Genomic DNA, 20,516 nt, shown 5'->3' on the forward strand with positions numbered 1-20,516 from the left:
CGATTTTCATTGGAGTCAGCTTCTTTTACTTTCCTTTTGATCTTGGGCTTTGTGTATCTCTTTTTGGAAGTTCATCACTGAATTTTTCATCAGAAAACTCTACATTCGTCATGCTTTCAGTTGGTGTTGAGTTATTTTTCTTCGTTGCATCCCAAGAGTGTTTACGTTTAGTCATGGTCTTTCCCTCCTTGTTTTTAGCATGTGTATTTTTCGTAAAAATAATAAAAGAGACAGATTCTAAGAATCTGTCTCTACAAAATGGAATCGTTATAAAACCATCGCTGCAATAAATCCAAAAGCGATCAATGGGATATTGTAATGCAAAAATGTCGGTACACATGTATCCCAGATGTGATTATGCTGATTATCAACATTCAGACCAGAAGTAGGACCTAGTGTACTGTCAGAAGCAGGAGAACCCGCATCACCTAGAGCGGCTGCTGTACCGATCAAGGCGATTGTCGCCATAACACTTAAGCCTAATTCTCCAGCTAATGGGACAAAAATGGTTGTTATGATTGGAATGGTAGAGAACGAAGAGCCGATTCCCATCGTTACGAGCAATCCAATAACCAACATCAACAGTACGCCAAGAGCCGTCGAGTTGCCGATGAAAGCAGCACTGTCTTTAACCAATGTCTCTACTTCCCCTGTCTCGCGCATCACGGCTGCAAAACCAGCGGCAGAGATCATAACGAATCCAATATACGACATCATTTTCATACCTTCAGTTAATATTGCATCTGAAGCATTTAACTTTAACTGTCCACTGAAATACAGAACGATTATCCCTGATAATGCTCCGAAGATCATTGAATCCGTTTGTAGTTGTACAAACAATGTAGCCACAATAGCTAAAACAGCTACAAAGATCGAACGAACCGTATAAGATACATCGTCAGTTTTTGTCATTCCTGTCGTTCTATCTTCATAATTACGTGGTTTACGATACGTAATAAAGACAGCGATCAATAGACCAACAATCATTCCTAGAGACGGAATCGTCATCGCAGCAGGAATCTGATCCATCTTTACAGATAGTCCACTATCTTTCATGTTTGTTTGAAGAATCTCATGAAAGATCCCTCCGAACCCCACCGGGAACCACATGTACGGTGTGATCAATCCAAACGTAATAACAGTCGCAACTAACCTGCGGTCAAGCTGCAGTTCATTTAATACGTGCAGCAAAGGTGGAATAAAAATCGGAATGATCGCAATATGAACAGGAATTAAATTTTGTGAGAATGAAGAAATCATAAGGATGATAAATAAGATAAGTACTTTTGATAATGACTTCTTTTTAGATTCTCCTTCTTTTCCGACCAAGACGATTGCTTTTTCTACCATCAGTTTAGGAAGACCTGTGCGAGATAACGCAACGGCAAAACTTCCTAATAACGCATAACTTAATGCGATGACAGCATTTGATCCTAACCCTTCAGTAAATACTGTTATTGTTTCTGTTAAACCCATTCCTGCTACAAATCCGCCTACTAAGGCTCCAATTAGCAAGGCTACGACAACATGTATACGTAAAAGGCTAAGTACTAGCATAACAGCTACGGCTAATACTACAGCATTCATTTCATTTCCTCCTCAAACAACTTTATCGCTTTATTTCGCTAAATCGCTAATATGTTAAACCTTTAACAAATTAACATGGATATAGGGGATTTGTCAAACACAAAACAAAAACTGGCTCTCAACAGCGAGAACCAGCTTTTCATCGTTCTTATTAGGCTTTAAAATTTCTTACGAAGTTAACGAGAGTTCGAACCATAACACCAGTTGCTCCTTTAGGACCTAACTCTGTGGACTTTCCAGAATAAGCGGTACCTGCTATATCCAAATGGACCCAAGGCGTATTTTCAGCGAACTCACCTACAAACAATCCACCCGTAATAGCATGACCTAGTCTGCCTGTTGAGTTGTTAAGATCTGCAACATCACTTGTTTTTAACATATCTTTAAATGGCTGAAAACTTGGAAGGAGCCACAATAATTCCGCTTCATCCGCTGCAGATTGCTTAATATGTTCATAGAACTCTTCATTGTTTGTAAGAGCACCAGTTGTACAATCTCCTAGTGCAACGACCACTCCGCCAGTTAAAGTAGCAACGTCCACAATATACTTAGCCCCTTGTTCCTTTGCATACGTAATCGCATCGGCTAGAATGAGACGTCCTTCAGCATCTGTGTTTCGAACTTCAATAGTCTTTCCACTCAGTGAAGTGATCACGTCTCCTGGCTTCATTGCCTCTCCGTTGATCAAGTTCTCTGAAGATGGAATCACAAACATAATATTAATCTCAGGCTTCAATCGACCGATTGCCTCCATCGCACCCAATACTGCCGCACTTCCGCCCATATCGCTTTTCATCTCATGCATGTTGAGAGCAGGTTTAATGGAATAACCTCCCGCATCAAAGGTTAATCCTTTTCCTACTAGGGCAACATAAGAATCTTCCTTTTTCCCACCTTGATATTTTACCGTGATCAATTTAGGAAGCTGATCTGAACCTTTACTTACAGCAAGTATAGCTCCCATTCCCAGCTTCTCCATGTCTTCTTTTTCAAGAATCTCATATTCCATGCCATATTCAAGCGCCACATCAATCGCTTCTGCAGCAAGGTCTGTTGGTGTCAAAAGGTTCGCAGGTGTGTTCACAAGATCTCGAGCAAAGTTAATTCCTTTCGCATAAGCAAATCCGCTCGTCAGCCCAGCTTCAACTTCACTGTTTTCCGTATAAACAGTTACAGATTCTAACCGCTTTTGTGGTTCATTCGTTTTCTTTTTATAGTCTTCAAATTTATAAACTGCTGTACCCGCTGCTTCACTAAAAGCATGGGCGAGCTTTTCGATCGAAAGCTGGTCCGTATGGAACGTATCCAGCAATATAGAAAAGTGTGTTCTCTTTTCTTTTGTGATTTCTTGGACTGCTCTTCCGAACGTGCTTCTAGCTTTGTCATAAGAAAAATCTTCACGCTTTCCTAGACCTGCAAAATAAACTCTTTTCGTACCGAGCTGACCAAGTGTATTCAGCTTTTTTATGCTTTTTAGGCGATTTGAAAGATCCCCTTCTTTTATAAGATCAGTAATTGTTCCACTTAATTCCTTATCCATATCTGCCATTACACCAGTAAGTTTTGGTTCTTGAAATAAACCGACCAGTAGGACTTCTTCTTGTTCGCTAGTATTCCAAAGTTGTTTGATCGTAAACATGTTAAAGTTCCCCCTTATTCGTTATAAAGCTCTGCATCTCATTATACTCTTTCTTTTAGAATATTTCGAATTCACGATCCTTTATTCTTCTAAATTTAAATAAAGTTTTGGAAGAACAGGCAGATGAACAACTTCTTCAAATGCCACTCTGTCTAGATCAATAGGGATGACTTTAAGGCACTGTTCAATAAATAATAGTACTTTCTCCACATTCAACTGCCAATGAATTGGTTTATACGGAGTTAGATACTCTTTACCTACTCTCATCATTTGTCTAGCTCCTTTAAGGTTTCCATATTCATAATGATAAAGAGCAACCGTCATCTGTAGCAATCCTTTAACAAACAGGTTACTGCGGTCAGTGAGCCACACTTCTTCTAACAGATCGTGACCTGTATAATAATCTCCATCGTTAAAAACAATGAAGAATTCATAATACTCCTCCGGTAAATACTCCATTCTTGTTTCCTCCTTCAATCCATGTTACGCAAAGATTGAACTAGTCCTAAATCGGGTAACAACTATCTAAAACAGCCATACTATAAACCACCATATTGAAAGGATAATCCTCATGCCAGATATTCTATTGAACTTCCCATTAATAGCAGCTTTACTTGGTGTATTTTCTGCACAATTCTTAAAAATCCCTATCCATTTTTATCATACTAAAAAAATTAGATGGGAGTTATTTATTAGTACAGGAGGAATGCCTAGTTCACACTCAGCTGCTGTTACTTCATTAGCTACCGCCGTTGGAGCCTTACACGGAATGGGTTCAACTCTCTTCGCCATCGCTGCCATGTTTGCAATCATCGTCATGTACGATGCAAAAGGTATCCGTTGGCATGCAGGAGAACAAGCAGCCGTATTGAATGACTTAGTAGAAGAATTCAGAAACCATGTGAGAGAATCAGAAAGATTTCAAGAGAAAAAGGTGGAAGAACAAAGAAAAGAACTAAAAGAACTTCTTGGACATCGTCCTAGTGAAGTATTATTTGGCGGACTTCTTGGAATTCTTCAAACATTACTCTTGTCATGGTTGTTCATATCATAGGAGGTTCTTCTCTTTGAGAATCATTTCAATTTGCCCAAGTAACACCGAACTGTTGCATTATTTAGGATTAACTTCACAATTGATCGGAGTCGATGACTTTTCAGATTGGCCAAAGGATATCGAAAAACTTCCGAGATTAGGTCCAGATCTATCGATTGATATGAACAAACTTCAATCTCTAGAGCCGGATCTTGTACTAGCCAGTTTAAGTGTACCAGGAATGGAGAAAAACATAGAAGAATTGGAACGACGCAGGATTCCACATGTCATTTATAATCCACAAAGTCTTACAGATATCCAAAAAGATCTGCTCGATCTTGGTAAAAGGACAAATAAGATGGCAGAAGCTAAAAAGGCAACTGAATGGATGAAGGATGAGATCAATCAATACGAGAAAATAAACAACTCTATAAAAAACAGAAAAAAAGTATATTTTGAATGGTGGCCAAAGCCCATCTTTACGCCAGGTAAAGTGAATTGGCTCACAGAGATCGCTTATCTTGCTGGCGGAGAAAACTTGTTTCAAGACGTCGAACTGGCAAGTGTACAAACAACATGGGAAGACGTGGTTCGCCGTAAACCAGATATCATAGGAATGGTTTGGGTCGGTGTGAAAACAGATAAGATGCAGATTTCACATATTCAAAAGCGAGAAGGCTGGGACCATTTGGAGACTGATCTTCGTACTGAGATCTTCAAACTTGAGGAGTCCCTCTTCTGCCGTCCATCACCACGCTTAATCATCGGTATGAAACGATTAGCTGCACTTATACATCCGAACGATTTTCCTGTTTTCTTACCAGAGGAAGAAGAGAGCTACATAAAGAAGCTTCAGGTCACGTGAACCTGAAGCTTTTATCATTTGTATAAGTATTGCTGCCTAAACACTTGCATGGACTTTTCTTCGTTTAGATCATTCAGTTCATTTTCTGTAATCTTTCCGTCTCCACGTTCGACTATATAAACATCAATATTTTTCTTGCCCCACTTCTTATACACTTCGTCTACTGTGTTATAAAATAGATCTAACCTGTTACCTTTAATGGCTGATCCCGTATCTGCAACTACTCCATATCCGTATCCGGGAATCCATAGAACCGTACCGATTGGAAAAACTGCAGGATCTGCTGCAATGGTAGAATAAAGGTCTCTTCTCACCTTTAAACCTGATTTGGTGATTCCGTATGCAGGATGACTTTTCGACTTACCTGTACTCTCCTGACCTGCCGTGTAGCCTGTTGCAGTTACATGAACAGAAGGATATTGAGTAAGGTTCATCTCATCTTCAAGAGATCGCTGTTTCACCTCAGCAGATGATAGCATCAGGTTAGGCTTATAAATGGTAGGCAAAGTTTTTAAAGACTCTGTTAAAACACTAAGTGTCCTCTCAATAATCATGTTGTCTGATTGTTTTTCATCTAACCAAGTCGCTAGATCATCTGCCTCTACACCAGAAATGGAACGAAATGTTGTAAATACAGCACAAATAAATAGGATAACGATCGTGGTTCGCTTTACAATTTTTCTTAAAATCAACAAAAATTGTCCACTCCTCTCCTATCTATTCCTTCCCCGGCTGGTTGTTATGTATACCCGTTTGAAATAAAAGGAAAAAAAGTGCAAATAAAAAAACCCCTATAAGAGGGGCTTTTAAAACATCTGATAACCGCGTACTCGAAGCATCTTAATAGCAACTCCGGATAGAATCGCACCGATTAATCCGAATGCAAGTATCGTAATATCTGATGCTGATAAATTTAAAAGATCACTTCCAAGTAATTGAAAGCTCGTACCTGGCTTTGTAAAATATTCGAAAAAACGAATGTCATCTACAATCATTATGACGACTATTGGGTATAGAATAACCATAAACCAAGTAGCACGTAAGAGCATGTTAAACAAGAAACCGATTCCAAAGAAGAGAACCATAAACAGCAACATTGAAATAATGAATTGCGGCAATAGCAAATCCATGATGTAGACACCCCCATATATCTGAAGTTAGTTTACTAAACGGGGGCATATACGTCAATCGTGTTTGAGAGCGTTACAGTTCTAAGCTCTTTTTTTGCCGCTTCCGCAGCATTCCACACACGTTTCAGATCCTCCAAGCAAGAGCTGAAAATAACCTTTTCCCTCACAGTATGGACATTGATCATGTTTTTTCTGAATCGCATGTTTTCTCATGTTGTAACACTCCCTCTTTTTTTGTTTAAATTTTCAGATAATAATAACAAGGAAATGAAGGATTGAAAAACCTGTTTTAAAGCGAAATATTGCAATGTAAGCGTCATCATCATGAACATTCTTTAATTTTCAGAATATTTCGTACATTTTTGTTGTTCCTTCTATAAAATAATCAGAGCTTTACTCACAGCCCTGATCGAAACTTTCTTTATATATAAAACCTGACTATTCATGTCTGCAATCCATAATCTTATAAGTGGTATAATCAAATACATCCCCAGGATTAATTGTATCTTCTAAAAACTTCACTTTTCTATCCATAAAGTAATGAATCATTAGAGAAGTATCCGGATCTGCTCTTAGTTCTTCAGGCTTCATGAACGCAGCAGTTTCAATTTCATTTGAATGCTGTGAAAGATCTCCCTGCTTTTTTTTCAATAAGAACACAACCATATTATCACTAATCGTTTCTTTTATAACTCCTGAGCGTATACCAAGTATTGTACTAACTTCTCCAAAGATGCCTGTCTCTTCATAAACTTCACGAACAGCAGCCTCGTCAACCGTTTCTCCTGCATCTACAAAGCCAGCCGGTATGGACCATTTACCTTTAAGGCCACCATAGTTCTTTTTCACGACAAGCCACCTTCCATCCTCGTCGATCAGTAGGCCAGCCGCTGCAAGCCATACGTTTCCTCTGTCTTTTTTCGTCATTTAGCACGCTCGCCCTTTCTTAATGTAATAAAAAAAGAACAGAAGCTTTACGCTTCTGCTCTTAGTTTACCATTAACCATTAAAACAGTTTTAACTTACCTTTTTTAATAACCATCGGTACCCCACCAAGTAAGAACAGGTAACGGTTATCAATTACTTTTTTCATTGCAGATGCAGTTGCACCGAATAATTTTTTGTTTCCAACTTTACCAATCGCTTCACCTTTACCTAGGGACGCAACTGTACCTTTAATATCAGGTTTAAACTCTTCAAGCTTTCCACCGTTCATCAATGCTTTGATGTTACGGCCGATTGTATAAGCTTGTTGAATAGCGATTTGAGCAGTTGGAGGATATGGACGGTTTGCTTCCTCATCGATGATAAGTGCACAGTCTCCTGCAACAAAAATATAATCAAATCCAGGCATGCGAAGATCTTTGTCGACTTTAACGCGTCCACGCATCGTTTCGAAACCAGCTTCTTCAACTAGATGGTTACCACGTACTCCACCAGTCCAAACGATTGTAGAAGCTTTGATCTCTTCGCCATTTGCAAGGATTACACCATCTTCATTACACTCTTTAATCGGAGTGCTTACAAGAAATTCAACGCCACGACGTTCTAGGTTATTGATCGCATACTCAACAAGTTCTTCATCAAATCCAGGAAGTACTGTTGGAGCAGCCTCAATGTTCACGATACGAACTTTTTCACGAGGAATATCATACTCACGGCAAAGCTCAGGAACACGGTCAGCAAGTTCACCAACGAATTCAATTCCAGTAAATCCAGCTCCACCTACTACGATTGTAATAAGTTCATCAGGTTGTCCTTCGTTATTGTAACGAGCGAAAGAATAATCAATATGCTCGCGAATTTTACGAACAGAGTTGATGCTGCGAATGCTGAATGCATTTTCTTTAAGACCTTGGATACCAAACGTTTCAGGATCAGAACCAAGCGCAATAATTAAGTAGTCGTATGTTAATTCTTGATTATCTAAGATAACTAGCTTTTCATCTTTCTTGATTTCCTTAACTGTATCTTGAACAAAATTCACTTTGTTCATATCGATAATGTTATCGATCATGATACGAGTTTTGTCATGATGTAATGTTCCCGCTGCGTTCTCATGAAGCCACGTTGTTTGGTAATGATAGTTGTGCTTATTTACTAATGTGATCTCAGCTTCGTCAGAACCTAGCTCTTTTTGTAAACGTACAGCTGACATAATTCCGCCGTAGCCGCCACCTAATATTAGAATTTTTGGCTTACTCATTTAAATTCACTTCCAGTTCTCATTTTTTTTAGTTTGACCTTTTCAATCATTAAATATGATGGAAAGGAATAGATTGTGATATATTTCACGTAATAAGATATAAATAAATGCAAAAAACGTTCGAAATATCGACATTTTTTAACCATACACCCTCATCTTATTCCTTTTTTCTTGTTTTTTCAACCCTTTTTTCGATATGATGATGTTTCAAATTCTTGTGGAGTATGCCTTTCTTATCATTGTTTCGATTGTCAAAATCTACAATCAAAAAGAGGACTTTGGGCTTCCTTCAAGAATGTAAAATGAGAGATAGCACGTTCTGGTCAGAACATATTCCATGTTCATCAGTCATAAATCTAGAAGAGGTGAAAGTTATGACAAAAGAAATTTACGATATCACAATTATTGGCGGAGGACCTTCAGGCTTGTTTGCTGCATTCTATGGTGGCATGCGCCAGATGAAGGTGAAGATCATTGAGAGCATGCCTCAACTTGGCGGTCAGTTATCTGCTCTCTATCCTGAAAAGTACATATATGATGTTGCTGGTTTTCCCAAAGTACTTGCTCAAGATCTCGTTAATAACCTGAAAGAGCAAGCGATGCAGTTCAACCCAACAGTGGTCTTAGAGGAATCCGTTCAAAACGTTGAAAAGAATGAAGAAATCTTCGAATTAACAACAGATAAAAATGTTCATTACAGTAAGGCAGTATTAATTACGGCTGGCGTAGGTGCATTTCAACCTCGTCGTTTAGAACTAGCGACAGCTCAACAATACGAAGGCAAAAACCTGCATTATTTTGTAAATGATCTAAACGCATTCGCAGGAAAACGTGTATTAGTTTGTGGCGGAGGAGATTCTGCTCTTGATTGGTCATTAATGCTTGAACCTATCTGTCCAGAAATTACTTTAACCCATAGACGCGATAAGTTTCGTGCACACGAACATAGTGTTGAGCAACTTATGAATTCAAAAGTTGCTGTTAAAACACCTTATCAAATAAAAGAATTGATCGGTGATGGAAATACGATCTCAGCAGTTGTTTTAGAAAATGGGGATGTTAAAGAAACGGTTGAAGTGGATGCTGTTGTCGTAAACTATGGTTTCATCTCATCTCTTGGTCCAATTAAAACGTGGGGCCTAGATATACAAAAGAATTCAATTGTTGTAAATTCCAAAATGGAAACAAATATTAAAGGAATTTATGCGGCTGGTGATGTATGTACGTACGATGGCAAAGTAAAGTTGATCGCTTCTGGTTTCGGAGAAGCGCCTACAGCAATTAACAATGCTAAATCCTATATCGATCCAAACGCGAAGACGCAACCTTTGCATAGCACAAGCTTATTCTAAACTTAAGTTGGCGCGGGGAAGTTCCTGCGCCTATTGATTTTTTTAATAAGTACCTATTGTTTAAAAGGAGAAAGTAGGAAATGAACAGACAGTTTACTGAAGAAGAAATGCATGTCGCTGACTGCCTTCAAGAGATGCAAAGGATCATCAATCAGTTACATATCACAGACGAATCCTTTCTAGAAGACACGAAAAGAGAACTTCCACGTTTAACAGAGTTATTGCAAGACCTAGAAAAATTCACGGTGGAATAAATTGCTTATGGATAGCAAACGTCATATTTGTTATGATTGTTTGTGAGGCGGACAAGTGCCGCTGACTGATATGATTTTTTACCCGGTGTTGGCGCGCCGGGTTTTCTTTTATCCTTTTTAGTTTTTAGTTAAGGAGAATTACATAATGAAGACTAACTTAATACTGGGAATTGTTTTCTTTATACTAGGTACCTTTTTAATGCCACTTGGTTTAAGAGAGCAACAAAAGCAAAAGAAAGTTTTACTTATTAGTGCTGCTGTCTTATCAGATATACTTGGCGTATTGTTTATCTTTAATATTCTTTAAAACAAAAAAAGCTCCCGCCTCTTCTTCTAGAGGCAGGAGCTTTTTCTTTTATTTAACACTCTTCTGGTGTTCCAGCGTTTGTTGCTGTACGGAATGATGATCCACAGCCGCATGACGCGATTGCATTCGGGTTTGTAATCGTAAACCCTCCACCCATCATGTTCTGTTTAAAGTCAACAACCGTTCCTTTTAGAACTTTCGCACTTTCTTCATCCACTACTACGCGAATTCCTTCAATGATCTCTTCTTGGTCTGAGTCACTCTTATCACTATCAAAACCCATACCATAAGAAAGACCTGTACATCCTCCGCCTTTAACTGCTACACGGAGAAATTGGTTTTGATCTTCTTCATCAGCTAGCATCTCTTTAATTCTACTCGCTGCACTTTCTGTTATTTCAACGATCATCATGATCACTCCTCTAATAAGGATCTATATCTATAGTATAACGACTCTTAAATAAGCCCTCAAGAAATCGGCTTTATATTAATTATCCCTTTGCTGCATCTCCATGATCTTATTATGTGTCTCATCAATTTTCCTACTATAATTTAGCACCATGGGATGCTGCAGACCGAGCGCGTTCGCCGCCTGTATCATTTTATTACGCAATGCCTCTAATTGTTCGATCTTCTCAAGTCTAGTGGCTGGTATTGTGGCTTTCATTTTTGTCACTCCACTCTTTGTTTTCAACATATCCGTTCCTTTTATTTTACATTTTTTCTATTTATTAGACAACGAGTCGCTCGTAAAAAAACTAAACTTTTTACATACAACCTACCTGTAAAAAGCAGCTTCCCTTGTCGTACAGTTTGAATAGGATTATAATGATTATGCAATTAAGACATGTATTGAATTTTCATAATACATAAGTATTCGTATAAATTTGGTAAAGAGAGAGTGTCGCTTTATGCCTATCTCTTAAAAAATTGTGTACATCATCCGAACATTTCATTTGAAAAATTAGGGGGATTAGTAATGGCAAATATATTAACGCTAGATACGCGCATGGAGGCAATCGCTGAGAAGGTTACTCACGGTGAGCGTCTTTCTATTGAAGACGGATTATATCTTTATGAAACAAACGATCTTTTGAGCGTTGCTTCCTTAGCAAATGAGGTAAACACGCGTAAGAACGGAGACCACGTTTATTTTATCGAAAACTTGTACATCAATCCAACAAACGTTTGTGAAGCCACTTGTAGTTTCTGTGGATTTAAGCGCAAGCCTGGTGAAGAAGGCGCTTATACAATGAACGATGAGCAGTTGTTGAGCTATGTTGAAAAACGCTGGAACGATAATATTCGAGAGTTTCATATCGTAGGTGGCCATAATCATGAAGTGCCATTCGATTATTATCTAGATACGATTCGTACTTTAAAGAAACATTATCCTCAAGTCACGGTTAAAGCCTATACAGGTGCTGAGATCGAGTTCTTCTCTAGAATTGCTGGACTTTCAATGAAAGAAGTATTAGAAGAATTGATTAAAGCGGGTCTTGATACGATGCCAGGCGGTGGTGCTGAAATTCTTACAGAACGCTACCGTTTAAAAATGAGCCCAGACAAAGCATCGACTGATCAGTGGCTAGAAGCACACGAAATCGCTCATGGATTAGGCTTAAAAACACATGCAACAATGTTGTACGGATCTATTGAGACGAAAGAAGAACGTCTCATTCATATGGACCGCTTGCGTCAACTTCAAGATTCAACGAACGGATTCATGGTATTTATCCCGCTAGCTATGCAGCCTCGTACACAATCAATGGGGTTGATGAGAAGAACTTCCGCTTTTGATGACATGAGAACAATCGCGATCAGCCGACTCATGCTAGATAATTTTGACCATATCAAAGCGTATTGGATCAACATTGGCGTTCAGTTAACTCAAATGGCATTAACGTTCGGTTCTAGTGACATCCACGGAACGTTGATCGAAGAACGTATCTCTCATGCTGTTGGAGCATTAACATCATCAGGTATCACGCGCAAAGAACTTGTACATTTAATTAAAACAGCTAACAAAGTGCCTGTAGAACGTGATACATTCTATAACATCATTCAAAAATACTAAAAAAGTGGAGGCGAATGTGCCTCCACTTTTATATTTCCTTTTATTTAATCCATTTGACAACATCATTAAGATCTTGGCGAACTTTTGGACGAGGCTCGTTTACGCGATAACCGAATCCTACCATAACCGCTACTTCAAAATTTCCGCCTTCAAGCACTCCCTCTTTTTCCAAGATGGCCTGAACTTTCGCTTGATCAAATCCTTCGATCGGGCAAGAATCAATACCAATTTGAGCAGCTGCTGTCATCATATTTCCTAGTGCAATATAGACTTGTTTAGCTGCCCAATCGAACATAGCTCGATTGTTTCCAAGTAGCTTAAAGTCTGATTCTATGAACGTCTTGTAAAACCCGCTGATCGCTTCATATGCTTCTTTGGGAAGATTCTTCACTTCTTTCATCATATACTCAATGTAAGCTGAGTCATACATCATATCTTCTGCAGTACGTGCGAGCATCACTACATAGTGACTCGCAGTCGGTAATTGTTTTTGTGCTCCCCATGAAACAGGCTTTAACTGCTCACGTAGCTCTTGGTTTTGAATGACAACAAAACGCCAAGGCTCAAAACCGAATGAACTCGGTGAAAGACGTCCTGTTTCTAAAATAAATGCAAAGTCTTCATCTGAAATTTTTTTCTCTGGATCAAATTCCTTTGTCGCATGTCTGAACTGGAACGCCTCTAAGATTTCTTGTTTTTTAGCATCTTTATTCATGGTGATTTATCGCTCCTTCAATTTTTCTGAGATGTAATTAAGTTGTTTTGTCACCCTACACGCTATATTATAAAAGTAAAAACAAAAATGAAAAGTACGCACATTTTTGTGTCATAGTATCATTTTTTATACTAAAGGAGCATTTCTATGACTAGTAAACAGCAATTCGACTTATCCAATTGGCAATCTCACGGCTACTCATGTCCTGTTGAAGCGACTCTAGATATTATCGGTGGTAAGTGGAAGAGCGTAATTTTGTACCACTTGATCGATGGAGAGATACGATTTAATGAACTAAAGCGTCTTGTTCCTGGAATTACACAGAGGATGCTTACCCTACAATTACGTGAATTGGAGCGTGATGGAATCATACACCGGGAAGTATATAAACAAGTCCCTCCTAAAGTGGAATATTCTCTAACTTCGTTTGGTGAAACATTGATCCCTATTATTCAATCCATGCTTCAATGGGGAATAGAACATACTGACAAAATCGTCCACCATCGTGAGCAGGCTGAGGTTAAGGACTAAAAAAAGAAAGCATCTCTGCTTTCTTTTTTTGGTAAGTGCAAACTAATCGTCTGCACCCTCTACCTGTTATTATGATATTCACCTGTACAGATTATTTCAGCTGGACCGGTCATCCAAACATCTCCATCATCTTTCCAATTAATGATAAGATCACCGCCTGCTAAATGAACGGTAATGTCTGTATTTCTTTTTGCTTTTTTGTTTAGAACAGCGGCTACAGCGGCTGCACATGCTCCCGTACCACATGCTTGTGTTATGCCTGATCCTCTTTCCCAAACCCTAAAGTGCATTTCACTTTTAGACACCACTTCAACAAACTCTGCATTTACCCAATCAGGAAACATGCTGTCTTTTTCGATTATAGGACCTAAGGAATGTAAGGGTGCTTCCTCAATGCTATCCACAAAGAACACCGCATGCGGATTACCCATTGATACAGCAGTTAGTTTTAAAGGTGTTCCATCAAAAGATACTTCCTCATTCACTACCTGCTGAAGGTGGTTAAATCCGGTTACAGGAATTTGTTGAGGTTGTAGGATTGGATTCCCCATATTTACCGTAACGAGTGATACTTTGTTGTTCTTATCTGTTGTTACTATAGCAGTTACTAATCCACCTAGTGTTTCGATCTGAAATTCTTTTTCTTTAACTAAGGCGTTTTCATATGAATATTTGGCTACACAACGAAGTCCGTTTCCACAGTTTTTAGCTTCAGAACCATCGTTATTAAAGATTCGCATCTTAACCGGCGCTAACTTGCTTGGGCAGATAAGTATCATTCCATCTGATCCGATACCCGTGTAAGGATTCGAAACGGCCGTTGCTAAGCTCGACAGATCAGCCTCTTCAATCGACTCTTCAAACATGTTTATATAGATGTAATTATTGCCTAATCCATGCATCTTTGTGAATTTCAACGTATCCATTGCTTTAACCCTGCTCCTTATGATTGACCTCTTAGTTTTTCGTCCGTATAAAAATAGTCATCGTCTGCGTTCAGTATCGTTAACTTGCCGTGACAGCAAGGCATGATAAGGATTTGCTTGATTCCCTCTTGAGCCAGACTCAGTTGTTCTTCTTTAAATGAAGTCAAAACATTGTCTTGTTGGCAGAACGGACACTCCGAAATATATATATCTTTCATCATTCTTTCATATGGCCATGTATATTCAAATGTTAACTTCATATTGGTTCATCCTCTATTTGGAAGGTATGGTTATTGCATATTCGTTCACAACTTACATTTTTTAAAGTATAATAGGTGATGTAACAAAATACAATAGCGATCCATCTTCGGGGCAGGGTGAAATTCCCGACCGGCGGTATTTGAAGATTCCCTCTTCATCAGCCCGTGAGCGGAAAAGTTTTCTTTTTTTGCTGATCTGGTGTAATTCCAGAGCCGACAGTATAGTCTGGATGGGAGAAGATGTAGGTACAGCGGTTCAACTCTAATAAGAACCCTTTGTTTAAGCATGCCATTTAATTGTGCATCTTTTACATGCTGTTTATCATACTTACAAACTCCCTTAGTCTCATTAACTGACTAAGGATTTTTTGTTTTTGTGTGAAGCAGGCTGTGCTGCATTCGAAATCATGAGATGGCGCAACACAAAAGAGGAGAGATTTCAATGCAAAAGGGAAAGATTAAACAAATGGTAGCGGTATCGATGCTAAGTACGATTGCTTATGTGCTGATGATGCTCGACTTTCCGTTCCCAGGGTTACCTCCATTCTTAAAGATTGACTTTAGTGAGGTGCCTGCACTTCTAGCCGCAATCATTTTCGGACCAGCGGCAGGTATTATGGTAGAAGCCATAAAAAATGTTCTACACTACGGAATTGTTGGGAGCTTTACAGGAGTACCAGTTGGTCAAATAGCAAACTTTGTGGCCGGTATTCTTTTCATTCTTCCAGTATCCTACTTATTCCGCAAAAAGAATTCTGTTAAACGTCTTTCAGCGGGCTTGATCTTAGGAACGGTTTTGATGACATTTATGATGGGACTGCTCAACTACTTGATCATCTTACCAGCATATACGTGGTTCCTTGGTGCTGATCCGATGTCTAGCCAGATGATGCTTGATCTTATATTAAAAGGAATAACACCGTTTAACTTGATAAAAGGTACGATCATTACACTGTTATTCGTAGCATTATACAACCGAATGCAGCCGTGGGTGATGAAACAGATCGCTCAGCAGGCTTAAATATAGAAGACAAACCGCAGGGAAGATTTCCACTGCGGTTTTTTATTGTTCACCATAGGGGTATATCGGTTGTCTAGATGTCAAGTCGGTTGTCGAAATTTAGCGAAATGCCTTTATTTTAGAATTTAGACTTAATTGTGCGTCGTTACGGCTTAATTAACTCTCATTTCAACCTAATCTTGTTCGTTCAGACTTAATTATAGATGAAGATACCCTCTCTGGTATTCTTCAGATTGCGCTTAGAAACAGACTCCCTATCAAAAAAGATGCTCAAGCATCGGCTTGAGCATCTTAAAATGATTCTTATAGAATGAACATACCAGCGATTGCACCGCTTAGTAAGTTAGCAATTGTAGCTGCGATTACAGCACGCATTCCAAGTCTTGCGATGTCTGGACGACGGCTAGGTGCCATTGCTCCAAGACCACCTAAAAGGATTGCGATCGATGAAAGGTTCGCGAAACCACATAGTGCGAAACTTACAACCGCTACCGTTTTCGGCATTAAGTCTGGAATTTGAGGTGCGAATGAAGAGTAAGCTACAAACTCGTTCAATACGATCTTTTGACCGATGAACGTTCCTGCTTTAACCGCTTCTTCCCAAGGTACACCAATAATAAATGCGATTGGAGCGAAAAGATAACCTAGAATTTGTTGAAGAGTGATCTCATAACCGAACCAGCCACCGATTCCACCAAGGATACCGTTAACTAAAGCGATAAGTGCGATGAAAGCAAGTAGCATTGCTCCAACGTTAAGCGCGATCTGAAGTCCATCTCCAGCACCTTTTGCTGCTGCGTCGATAACGTTTACTGTATCTTTGTCACGTTCTAATTTGATCTCACCCATTGTTTCAGGCTCTTCAGTTTCAGGAACAATGATCTTAGCGACCGCAAGTCCTGCAGGAGCACACATAAAGCTAGCTGCGATTAAGTATTCTAAAGGTACTCCTAATAGGTAATAACCAATCAATACAGAACCTGCTACTGATGCTAGCCCACCTACCATTACAGCAAAAAGTTCAGATTGAGTAAGACGGTTCATATATGGACGAATAACTAGAGGTGCTTCTGTCTGACCTAAGAAAATATTTGCAGTAGCACTCATTGATTCTGCTTTACTTGTTTTTAAAAGTTTAGATAAAGCTCCTCCTAAGATTCTTACCACCCATTGCATGATACCTAGATAGTAAAGAACTGAAATTAGAGAAGAGAAGAAAATGATAACGGTTAAAACTTGAAACGCAAAGATAAACCCTTTTCCTTCTGCTGGAATCATACTTCCAAACAAGAAAGTAATCCCTTCGTTTGCGTAAGCTACAACGTTTGAAACTTTTTGTGAGACGCCTTGTAATGCTTGTTTTCCAGCATCCCATTTAAGAACGACCAATGCAAAAGCAACTTGAATTGCAAGTGCACCTATTACCGTTCTCCAGTTAATCGCTTTCTTATTTTGAGAAAGTAAGAATGCGATTACAAGAAGAACGAGCATACCACCTAATCCCCATAAAATTTGCATATTCGTACACCCCTTTTGTAATTTGGAAGAAAACGCTTACTATTAGCACGTTAGTTGTCAGACATCCAATGACTGACCCTTTTCTAATGTAACAAATTTCGACAAAAATGCAATCGTTTTTCGTAAAATTATATGCTAGATATTTTTCCCAATCGTACAGTCCTTATCCATGAAAAAAGCAGCTATCCATTTTTTGAATAGCTGCCTCTTAAAACATTCCGTTTTCTTCTATATGAGTGTATATATTTTTAACAAGTTCATCTGAGGTTTCTCCGTGAACAATATCTCCATTTACGAGAGCAAACAACGATTTTGCACAGTGTCCACAATAGCCTAGACACCCATACTCGATTACGTCTAAATCATAGTCTTTCTCAAGTTCTTCGAGCGCTTTTTGTGCACCACTCGCTAAATTACTTACACAAAACTCTATAATCGGTCTCATTTAATTCTTCACCTCTTGATGAATCCATCCTAACGGTTTCTATAGTTGTAGTCAATGTAAACACTCATTCTTCCTATGTATTTTCTATAAAAGAGTTGTGAAATTGTTGCAAAGTGCTATACTTAAACATGTCAAAAACGTGTAATCGTTTACTTATTTCGAGTTAAGGTTATTTACTTATATAAAGCATTCTAAAAACAGATAAGAATTGTCTTGAAAGAAAAGGGGAAATGACAAATGAAACACCTCGTTTTACTTGGCGGAGGATATGGAAATATGCGTGTTCTAAAGAGACTTCTTAATTCCTCAGACCTCCCTGAAAACATTCAGCTTACGCTTATTGATCGTGTGCCTTATCATTGTTTGAAGACTGAATATTACGCACTTGCTGCAGGTACGATATCTGATCATCATGTTCGTGTAACTTTTCCAGACCACCCACGTCTGAATATTAAATATGGCGAAGTTACTTCAATTGATGTAAAAGAAAAGAAAGTTCTATTAAAAGACCAAGATGCGGTTTCATATGATGATTTGGTTATCGGTCTAGGCTGTGAAGACAAATATCATAATGTCCCTGGTGCTGACCAATTTACGCTTAGCATCCAGACCATTGATAAGTCTCGTCAAACGTATCAAATTCTAAACAACTTGCACGCTAATGCGGTTGTTGCAGTAGTTGGTGCCGGTCTTTCAGGAGTTGAGTTGGCATCTGAACTTCGTGAGAGCCGTCCTGATCTTACGATTAAACTATTTGACCGTGGTGATATGATACTTTCCGCTTATAAGAAGAGATTAAGCAACTATGTACAAAACTGGTTTGTTGAACACGGTGTGGAAGTCATCAATAATTCAAATGTAACAAAGGTTGAAGAAGGTGCTCTTTATAATCATGACGAAAAGGTAGAGTGTGATGCTATCGTTTGGACGGCAGGGATACAGCCGAGCCGAATCGTTCGTGATTTAGATGTTGAGAAAGACAGTCAAGGACGTGTTGTTCTAACTGAACATCATCACCTTCCAACCCAAGAGCATGTATACGTTGTTGGAGATTGCGCGAGCCTCCCTTATGCACCAAGTGCACAATTAGCAGAGGAGCAAGCCGAACAGATCTCACAAGTTCTTTTAGCTCGTTGGAATGAGCAGCCTCTTCCTGAGATGAACGAGATTAAACTAAAAGGTGTTATGGGCTCTCTTGGTAAGAAGAGCGGATTTGGTACGATGGGTAGCACTGCTCTTATTGGTAGAGTGCCACGCTTATTAAAATCAGGAATTCTTTGGTTATATAAATATCAAGTATAAGAAAAGACCCATGCAGCTGCATGGGTCTTTTTCTGTATTTTTACCAATAATAAGGACGGAATCTACGAATTCGGTAAAACGGGAAACCAAATACTCCGAAGCCGGGAAAAAACGGCCCGACAAAAATGATACGGCTATTTCGATCAGCTTTCTCACCTGGCATGATCATATACATATTATCTTGGTCATAGCTATGCAATTGACCGTGATATACATTTCCATCATTTAGTTCGATCGTAACCTTCTGCCCCATGTACTCGAGACAAAGATCATGATAATGATGGTGATGATGTCCTGCAAATGAGGAAGACTCATCTTTATGACTTTTACCTTTTAAAGGGTTCAACAATACAATTTGCCTCCTTTTTTCTCTATACATCTTATTCTTAAGAGAAGTACAAGGCGTGTGTACAAACCCAAAATATAAAAAATAGGCGCTTAACTTACAGCGCCATAACCATTCTGTTCTATAATTGCATAGATTGTTTTTAAATTCGGATTACCTTCTGCTACTACCTCTCCATCAATCACCACGACAGGATAAAAAAGGTCTTCTTCAACAATTCTTTCTGAAAATACCTGATCGATCTCATTTTCCGTATTTTCCATGTCTATATAAAGAACATTAAACAATAAGTTCGGAAATTTTCTTGAGATTGCTGCCTCTAGCCATTCAGCCGTTTCTTTTGCTGAAGGAAGATGAACACAGCTGGCACATTTCTGTTCAGCTCCATATACTTTAATACTAAATGAGTTACTCATGAAGAATCACCTCAATGTATGCGCTTATTTGCTTTCATCATACCTTATTTTTCATAAAAGAAAAAGGAGCAAATATCATGATGCTTGCTCATGGATTTTTTATTCCATATCCCGTATACTAAGAGTAAGTTCTTTTTAAGAAAGGAGCCTTGATTATTATGGCTGAAACTCAAAACTTAGAGATGCGTGAACAAGTTGAAGAAGTTCTTGATAAATTACGCCCATTCCTTCTTCGTGATGGAGGAGACGTAGAATTAGTGGATATTGAAGAAGGTGTAGTAAAAGTACGCCTAATGGGAGCGTGTGGTAGCTGCCCAAGTTCAACAATCACACTAAAAGCAGGTATCGAACGTGCACTTCTTGAAGAAGTTCCTGGTGTTGTTGAATTAGAACAAGTATTTTAATGATAACGAAGAAGCCGCTCAATCTAGAGCGGCTTCTTTTTTTGATGTTTATTGTAAGCTTAAAAGCTGTTGGTTTCCGTTTCAGGTGCTCGCTTTCCGCGGGGCAGGCGGTGAGCCACATTCGTACGTTTTACTTTTAAGTGTCTCACCTGCCCGCCTGTCCCGCAGGAGTCTCCCACCTT

General features: G+C 38.9%; 28 protein-coding genes and 1 riboswitch. Of the genes, 10 read left to right on the top strand and 18 right to left on the bottom strand.

The genetic code is table 11. From position 1 onward, the window contains the following. Positions 1-25 precede the first annotated feature (25 nt). The 4 genes from HU823_RS17330 to HU823_RS17345 all read right to left on the bottom strand — a co-directional run bounded on the left by HU823_RS17330 (position 26) and on the right by HU823_RS17345 (position 3,685). Positions 26-175, bottom strand: a complete 150-nt coding sequence (locus tag HU823_RS17330) for a hypothetical protein (RefSeq protein WP_186320451.1) — start codon at positions 173-175, stop codon at positions 26-28. Between the two features lie 92 nt (positions 176-267). Beyond that, a complete protein-coding gene (locus HU823_RS17335) occupies positions 268-1,587 on the bottom strand; it encodes a Na+/H+ antiporter family protein (RefSeq protein ID WP_144698364.1) in 1,320 nt (439 codons plus the stop codon). A gap of 151 nt (positions 1,588-1,738) precedes the next feature. Further along, a complete protein-coding gene (locus HU823_RS17340; protein WP_197222824.1) occupies positions 1,739-3,226 on the bottom strand; it encodes a leucyl aminopeptidase in 1,488 nt (495 codons plus the stop codon). A gap of 81 nt (positions 3,227-3,307) precedes the next feature. After that, positions 3,308-3,685, bottom strand: coding sequence for a DUF309 domain-containing protein (locus tag HU823_RS17345; RefSeq protein ID WP_197222825.1), 378 nt, complete (start codon positions 3,683-3,685; stop codon positions 3,308-3,310). A 112-nt stretch (positions 3,686-3,797) separates the two neighbouring features. On the opposite strand from HU823_RS17345, the gene HU823_RS17350 reads away from it, so the two are divergent. Both HU823_RS17350 and HU823_RS17355 read left to right on the top strand, forming a co-directional pair. After that, entirely contained in the window at positions 3,798-4,280 is a 483-nt protein-coding gene (locus HU823_RS17350; protein ID WP_197222826.1) for a divergent PAP2 family protein, read from the top strand. 13 nt (positions 4,281-4,293) lie between these two features. After that, positions 4,294-5,124, top strand: coding sequence for a cobalamin-binding protein (locus HU823_RS17355; protein ID WP_197222827.1), 831 nt, complete (start codon positions 4,294-4,296; stop codon positions 5,122-5,124). 14 nt (positions 5,125-5,138) lie between these two features. Here the strand turns inward: HU823_RS17355 and HU823_RS17360 are convergent, their stop codons facing one another. The 5 genes from HU823_RS17360 to HU823_RS17380 all read right to left on the bottom strand — a co-directional run bounded on the left by HU823_RS17360 (position 5,139) and on the right by HU823_RS17380 (position 8,460). Continuing rightward, positions 5,139-5,813: a 3D domain-containing protein gene (locus HU823_RS17360; RefSeq protein ID WP_197222865.1), complete on the bottom strand. Its 675-nt coding sequence runs from the start codon at positions 5,811-5,813 to the stop codon at positions 5,139-5,141. A gap of 117 nt (positions 5,814-5,930) precedes the next feature. Beyond that, positions 5,931-6,254, bottom strand: a complete 324-nt coding sequence (locus tag HU823_RS17365) for a YuiB family protein (protein ID WP_191752108.1) — start codon at positions 6,252-6,254, stop codon at positions 5,931-5,933. An 81-nt stretch (positions 6,255-6,335) separates the two neighbouring features. Continuing rightward, a complete protein-coding gene (locus HU823_RS17370; RefSeq protein ID WP_171005383.1) occupies positions 6,336-6,467 on the bottom strand; it encodes a YuiA family protein in 132 nt (43 codons plus the stop codon). A 225-nt stretch (positions 6,468-6,692) separates the two neighbouring features. After that, positions 6,693-7,181, bottom strand: a complete 489-nt coding sequence (locus HU823_RS17375; protein WP_197222828.1) for an NUDIX hydrolase — start codon at positions 7,179-7,181, stop codon at positions 6,693-6,695. 79 nt (positions 7,182-7,260) lie between these two features. After that, positions 7,261-8,460: an NAD(P)/FAD-dependent oxidoreductase gene (locus HU823_RS17380; protein WP_191752110.1), complete on the bottom strand. Its 1,200-nt coding sequence runs from the start codon at positions 8,458-8,460 to the stop codon at positions 7,261-7,263. A gap of 374 nt (positions 8,461-8,834) precedes the next feature. Between HU823_RS17380 and HU823_RS17385 the strand changes: the two genes are divergently transcribed. The 3 genes from HU823_RS17385 (at position 8,835) to HU823_RS17395 (ending at position 10,373) form a co-directional block, all read left to right on the top strand. Then, positions 8,835-9,812, top strand: coding sequence for an NAD(P)/FAD-dependent oxidoreductase (locus HU823_RS17385; RefSeq protein ID WP_144698350.1), 978 nt, complete (start codon positions 8,835-8,837; stop codon positions 9,810-9,812). 80 nt (positions 9,813-9,892) lie between these two features. Beyond that, on the top strand, positions 9,893-10,066 hold the full coding sequence (locus HU823_RS17390) for a hypothetical protein (protein WP_197222829.1): 174 nt from the start codon (positions 9,893-9,895) through the stop codon (positions 10,064-10,066). Positions 10,067-10,211: 145 nt separating this feature from the next. After that, the gene (locus HU823_RS17395) at positions 10,212-10,373 is read left to right on the top strand and encodes a hypothetical protein (protein ID WP_186320450.1); all 162 of its coding nucleotides are present in this window, start codon (positions 10,212-10,214) and stop codon (positions 10,371-10,373) included. A 52-nt stretch (positions 10,374-10,425) separates the two neighbouring features. Here HU823_RS17395 and HU823_RS17400 read toward each other — a convergent pair whose 3' ends face one another. Continuing rightward, on the bottom strand, positions 10,426-10,782 hold the full coding sequence (locus HU823_RS17400) for a HesB/IscA family protein (RefSeq protein WP_144703288.1): 357 nt from the start codon (positions 10,780-10,782) through the stop codon (positions 10,426-10,428). Between the two features lie 78 nt (positions 10,783-10,860). After that, positions 10,861-11,040 (bottom strand): aspartyl-phosphate phosphatase Spo0E family protein, encoded by a 180-nt coding sequence (locus HU823_RS17405; protein WP_144698348.1) that lies wholly within the window; start codon positions 11,038-11,040, stop codon positions 10,861-10,863. Positions 11,041-11,352: 312 nt separating this feature from the next. Between HU823_RS17405 and mqnE the strand changes: the two genes are divergently transcribed. Further along, on the top strand, positions 11,353-12,450 hold the full coding sequence (mqnE, locus tag HU823_RS17410; RefSeq protein ID WP_144698346.1) for an aminofutalosine synthase MqnE: 1,098 nt from the start codon (positions 11,353-11,355) through the stop codon (positions 12,448-12,450). A 40-nt stretch (positions 12,451-12,490) separates the two neighbouring features. On the opposite strand, the gene HU823_RS17415 is transcribed toward mqnE, so the two are convergent. Further along, a complete protein-coding gene (locus HU823_RS17415; protein ID WP_144698344.1) occupies positions 12,491-13,165 on the bottom strand; it encodes an NAD(P)H-dependent oxidoreductase in 675 nt (224 codons plus the stop codon). Between the two features lie 147 nt (positions 13,166-13,312). Here HU823_RS17415 and HU823_RS17420 point away from each other — a divergent pair, with 147 nt between their 5' ends. Further along, entirely contained in the window at positions 13,313-13,696 is a 384-nt protein-coding gene (locus HU823_RS17420) for a winged helix-turn-helix transcriptional regulator (RefSeq protein WP_197222830.1), read from the top strand. Positions 13,697-13,755: 59 nt separating this feature from the next. Here HU823_RS17420 and dapF read toward each other — a convergent pair whose 3' ends face one another. Both dapF and HU823_RS17430 read right to left on the bottom strand, forming a co-directional pair. Next, a complete protein-coding gene (gene dapF, locus HU823_RS17425; RefSeq protein WP_197222831.1) occupies positions 13,756-14,622 on the bottom strand; it encodes a diaminopimelate epimerase in 867 nt (288 codons plus the stop codon). Between the two features lie 17 nt (positions 14,623-14,639). Next, positions 14,640-14,882 (bottom strand): hypothetical protein, encoded by a 243-nt coding sequence (locus HU823_RS17430; protein WP_144698338.1) that lies wholly within the window; start codon positions 14,880-14,882, stop codon positions 14,640-14,642. 99 nt (positions 14,883-14,981) lie between these two features. After that, positions 14,982-15,128: riboswitch (FMN riboswitch) on the top strand. Positions 15,129-15,324: 196 nt separating this feature from the next. Here HU823_RS17430 and HU823_RS17435 point away from each other — a divergent pair. Next, positions 15,325-15,903, top strand: coding sequence for an ECF transporter S component (locus tag HU823_RS17435; RefSeq protein ID WP_225218677.1), 579 nt, complete (start codon positions 15,325-15,327; stop codon positions 15,901-15,903). Positions 15,904-16,206: 303 nt separating this feature from the next. Here HU823_RS17435 and HU823_RS17440 read toward each other — a convergent pair whose 3' ends face one another. Beyond that, the gene (locus HU823_RS17440; protein WP_197222832.1) at positions 16,207-17,421 is read right to left on the bottom strand and encodes a NupC/NupG family nucleoside CNT transporter; all 1,215 of its coding nucleotides are present in this window, start codon (positions 17,419-17,421) and stop codon (positions 16,207-16,209) included. A 208-nt stretch (positions 17,422-17,629) separates the two neighbouring features. Then, complete coding sequence (locus HU823_RS17445; RefSeq protein WP_197222833.1) at positions 17,630-17,866, bottom strand: YuzB family protein; 237 nt, start codon at positions 17,864-17,866, stop codon at positions 17,630-17,632. Between the two features lie 237 nt (positions 17,867-18,103). On the opposite strand from HU823_RS17445, the gene HU823_RS17450 reads away from it, so the two are divergent. Beyond that, complete coding sequence (locus HU823_RS17450) at positions 18,104-19,168, top strand: NAD(P)/FAD-dependent oxidoreductase (protein ID WP_197222834.1); 1,065 nt, start codon at positions 18,104-18,106, stop codon at positions 19,166-19,168. Positions 19,169-19,208: 40 nt separating this feature from the next. Here the strand turns inward: HU823_RS17450 and HU823_RS17455 are convergent, their stop codons facing one another. Together HU823_RS17455 and HU823_RS17460 are read right to left on the bottom strand one after the other, a co-directional pair. After that, positions 19,209-19,517: an LSM domain-containing protein gene (locus tag HU823_RS17455; protein ID WP_066397256.1), complete on the bottom strand. Its 309-nt coding sequence runs from the start codon at positions 19,515-19,517 to the stop codon at positions 19,209-19,211. Positions 19,518-19,606: 89 nt separating this feature from the next. Continuing rightward, positions 19,607-19,930, bottom strand: a complete 324-nt coding sequence (locus HU823_RS17460; protein ID WP_197222835.1) for a YuzD family protein — start codon at positions 19,928-19,930, stop codon at positions 19,607-19,609. Positions 19,931-20,088: 158 nt separating this feature from the next. On the opposite strand from HU823_RS17460, the gene HU823_RS17465 reads away from it, so the two are divergent. Then, positions 20,089-20,334, top strand: a complete 246-nt coding sequence (locus HU823_RS17465) for a NifU family protein (RefSeq protein ID WP_066238880.1) — start codon at positions 20,089-20,091, stop codon at positions 20,332-20,334. Positions 20,335-20,516 lie beyond the last annotated feature (182 nt).

The sequence above is a fragment of the Fictibacillus sp. 18YEL24 genome (assembly GCF_015903855.1).
GTDB lineage: Bacteria > Bacillota > Bacilli > Bacillales > Fictibacillaceae > Fictibacillus > Fictibacillus phosphorivorans_C.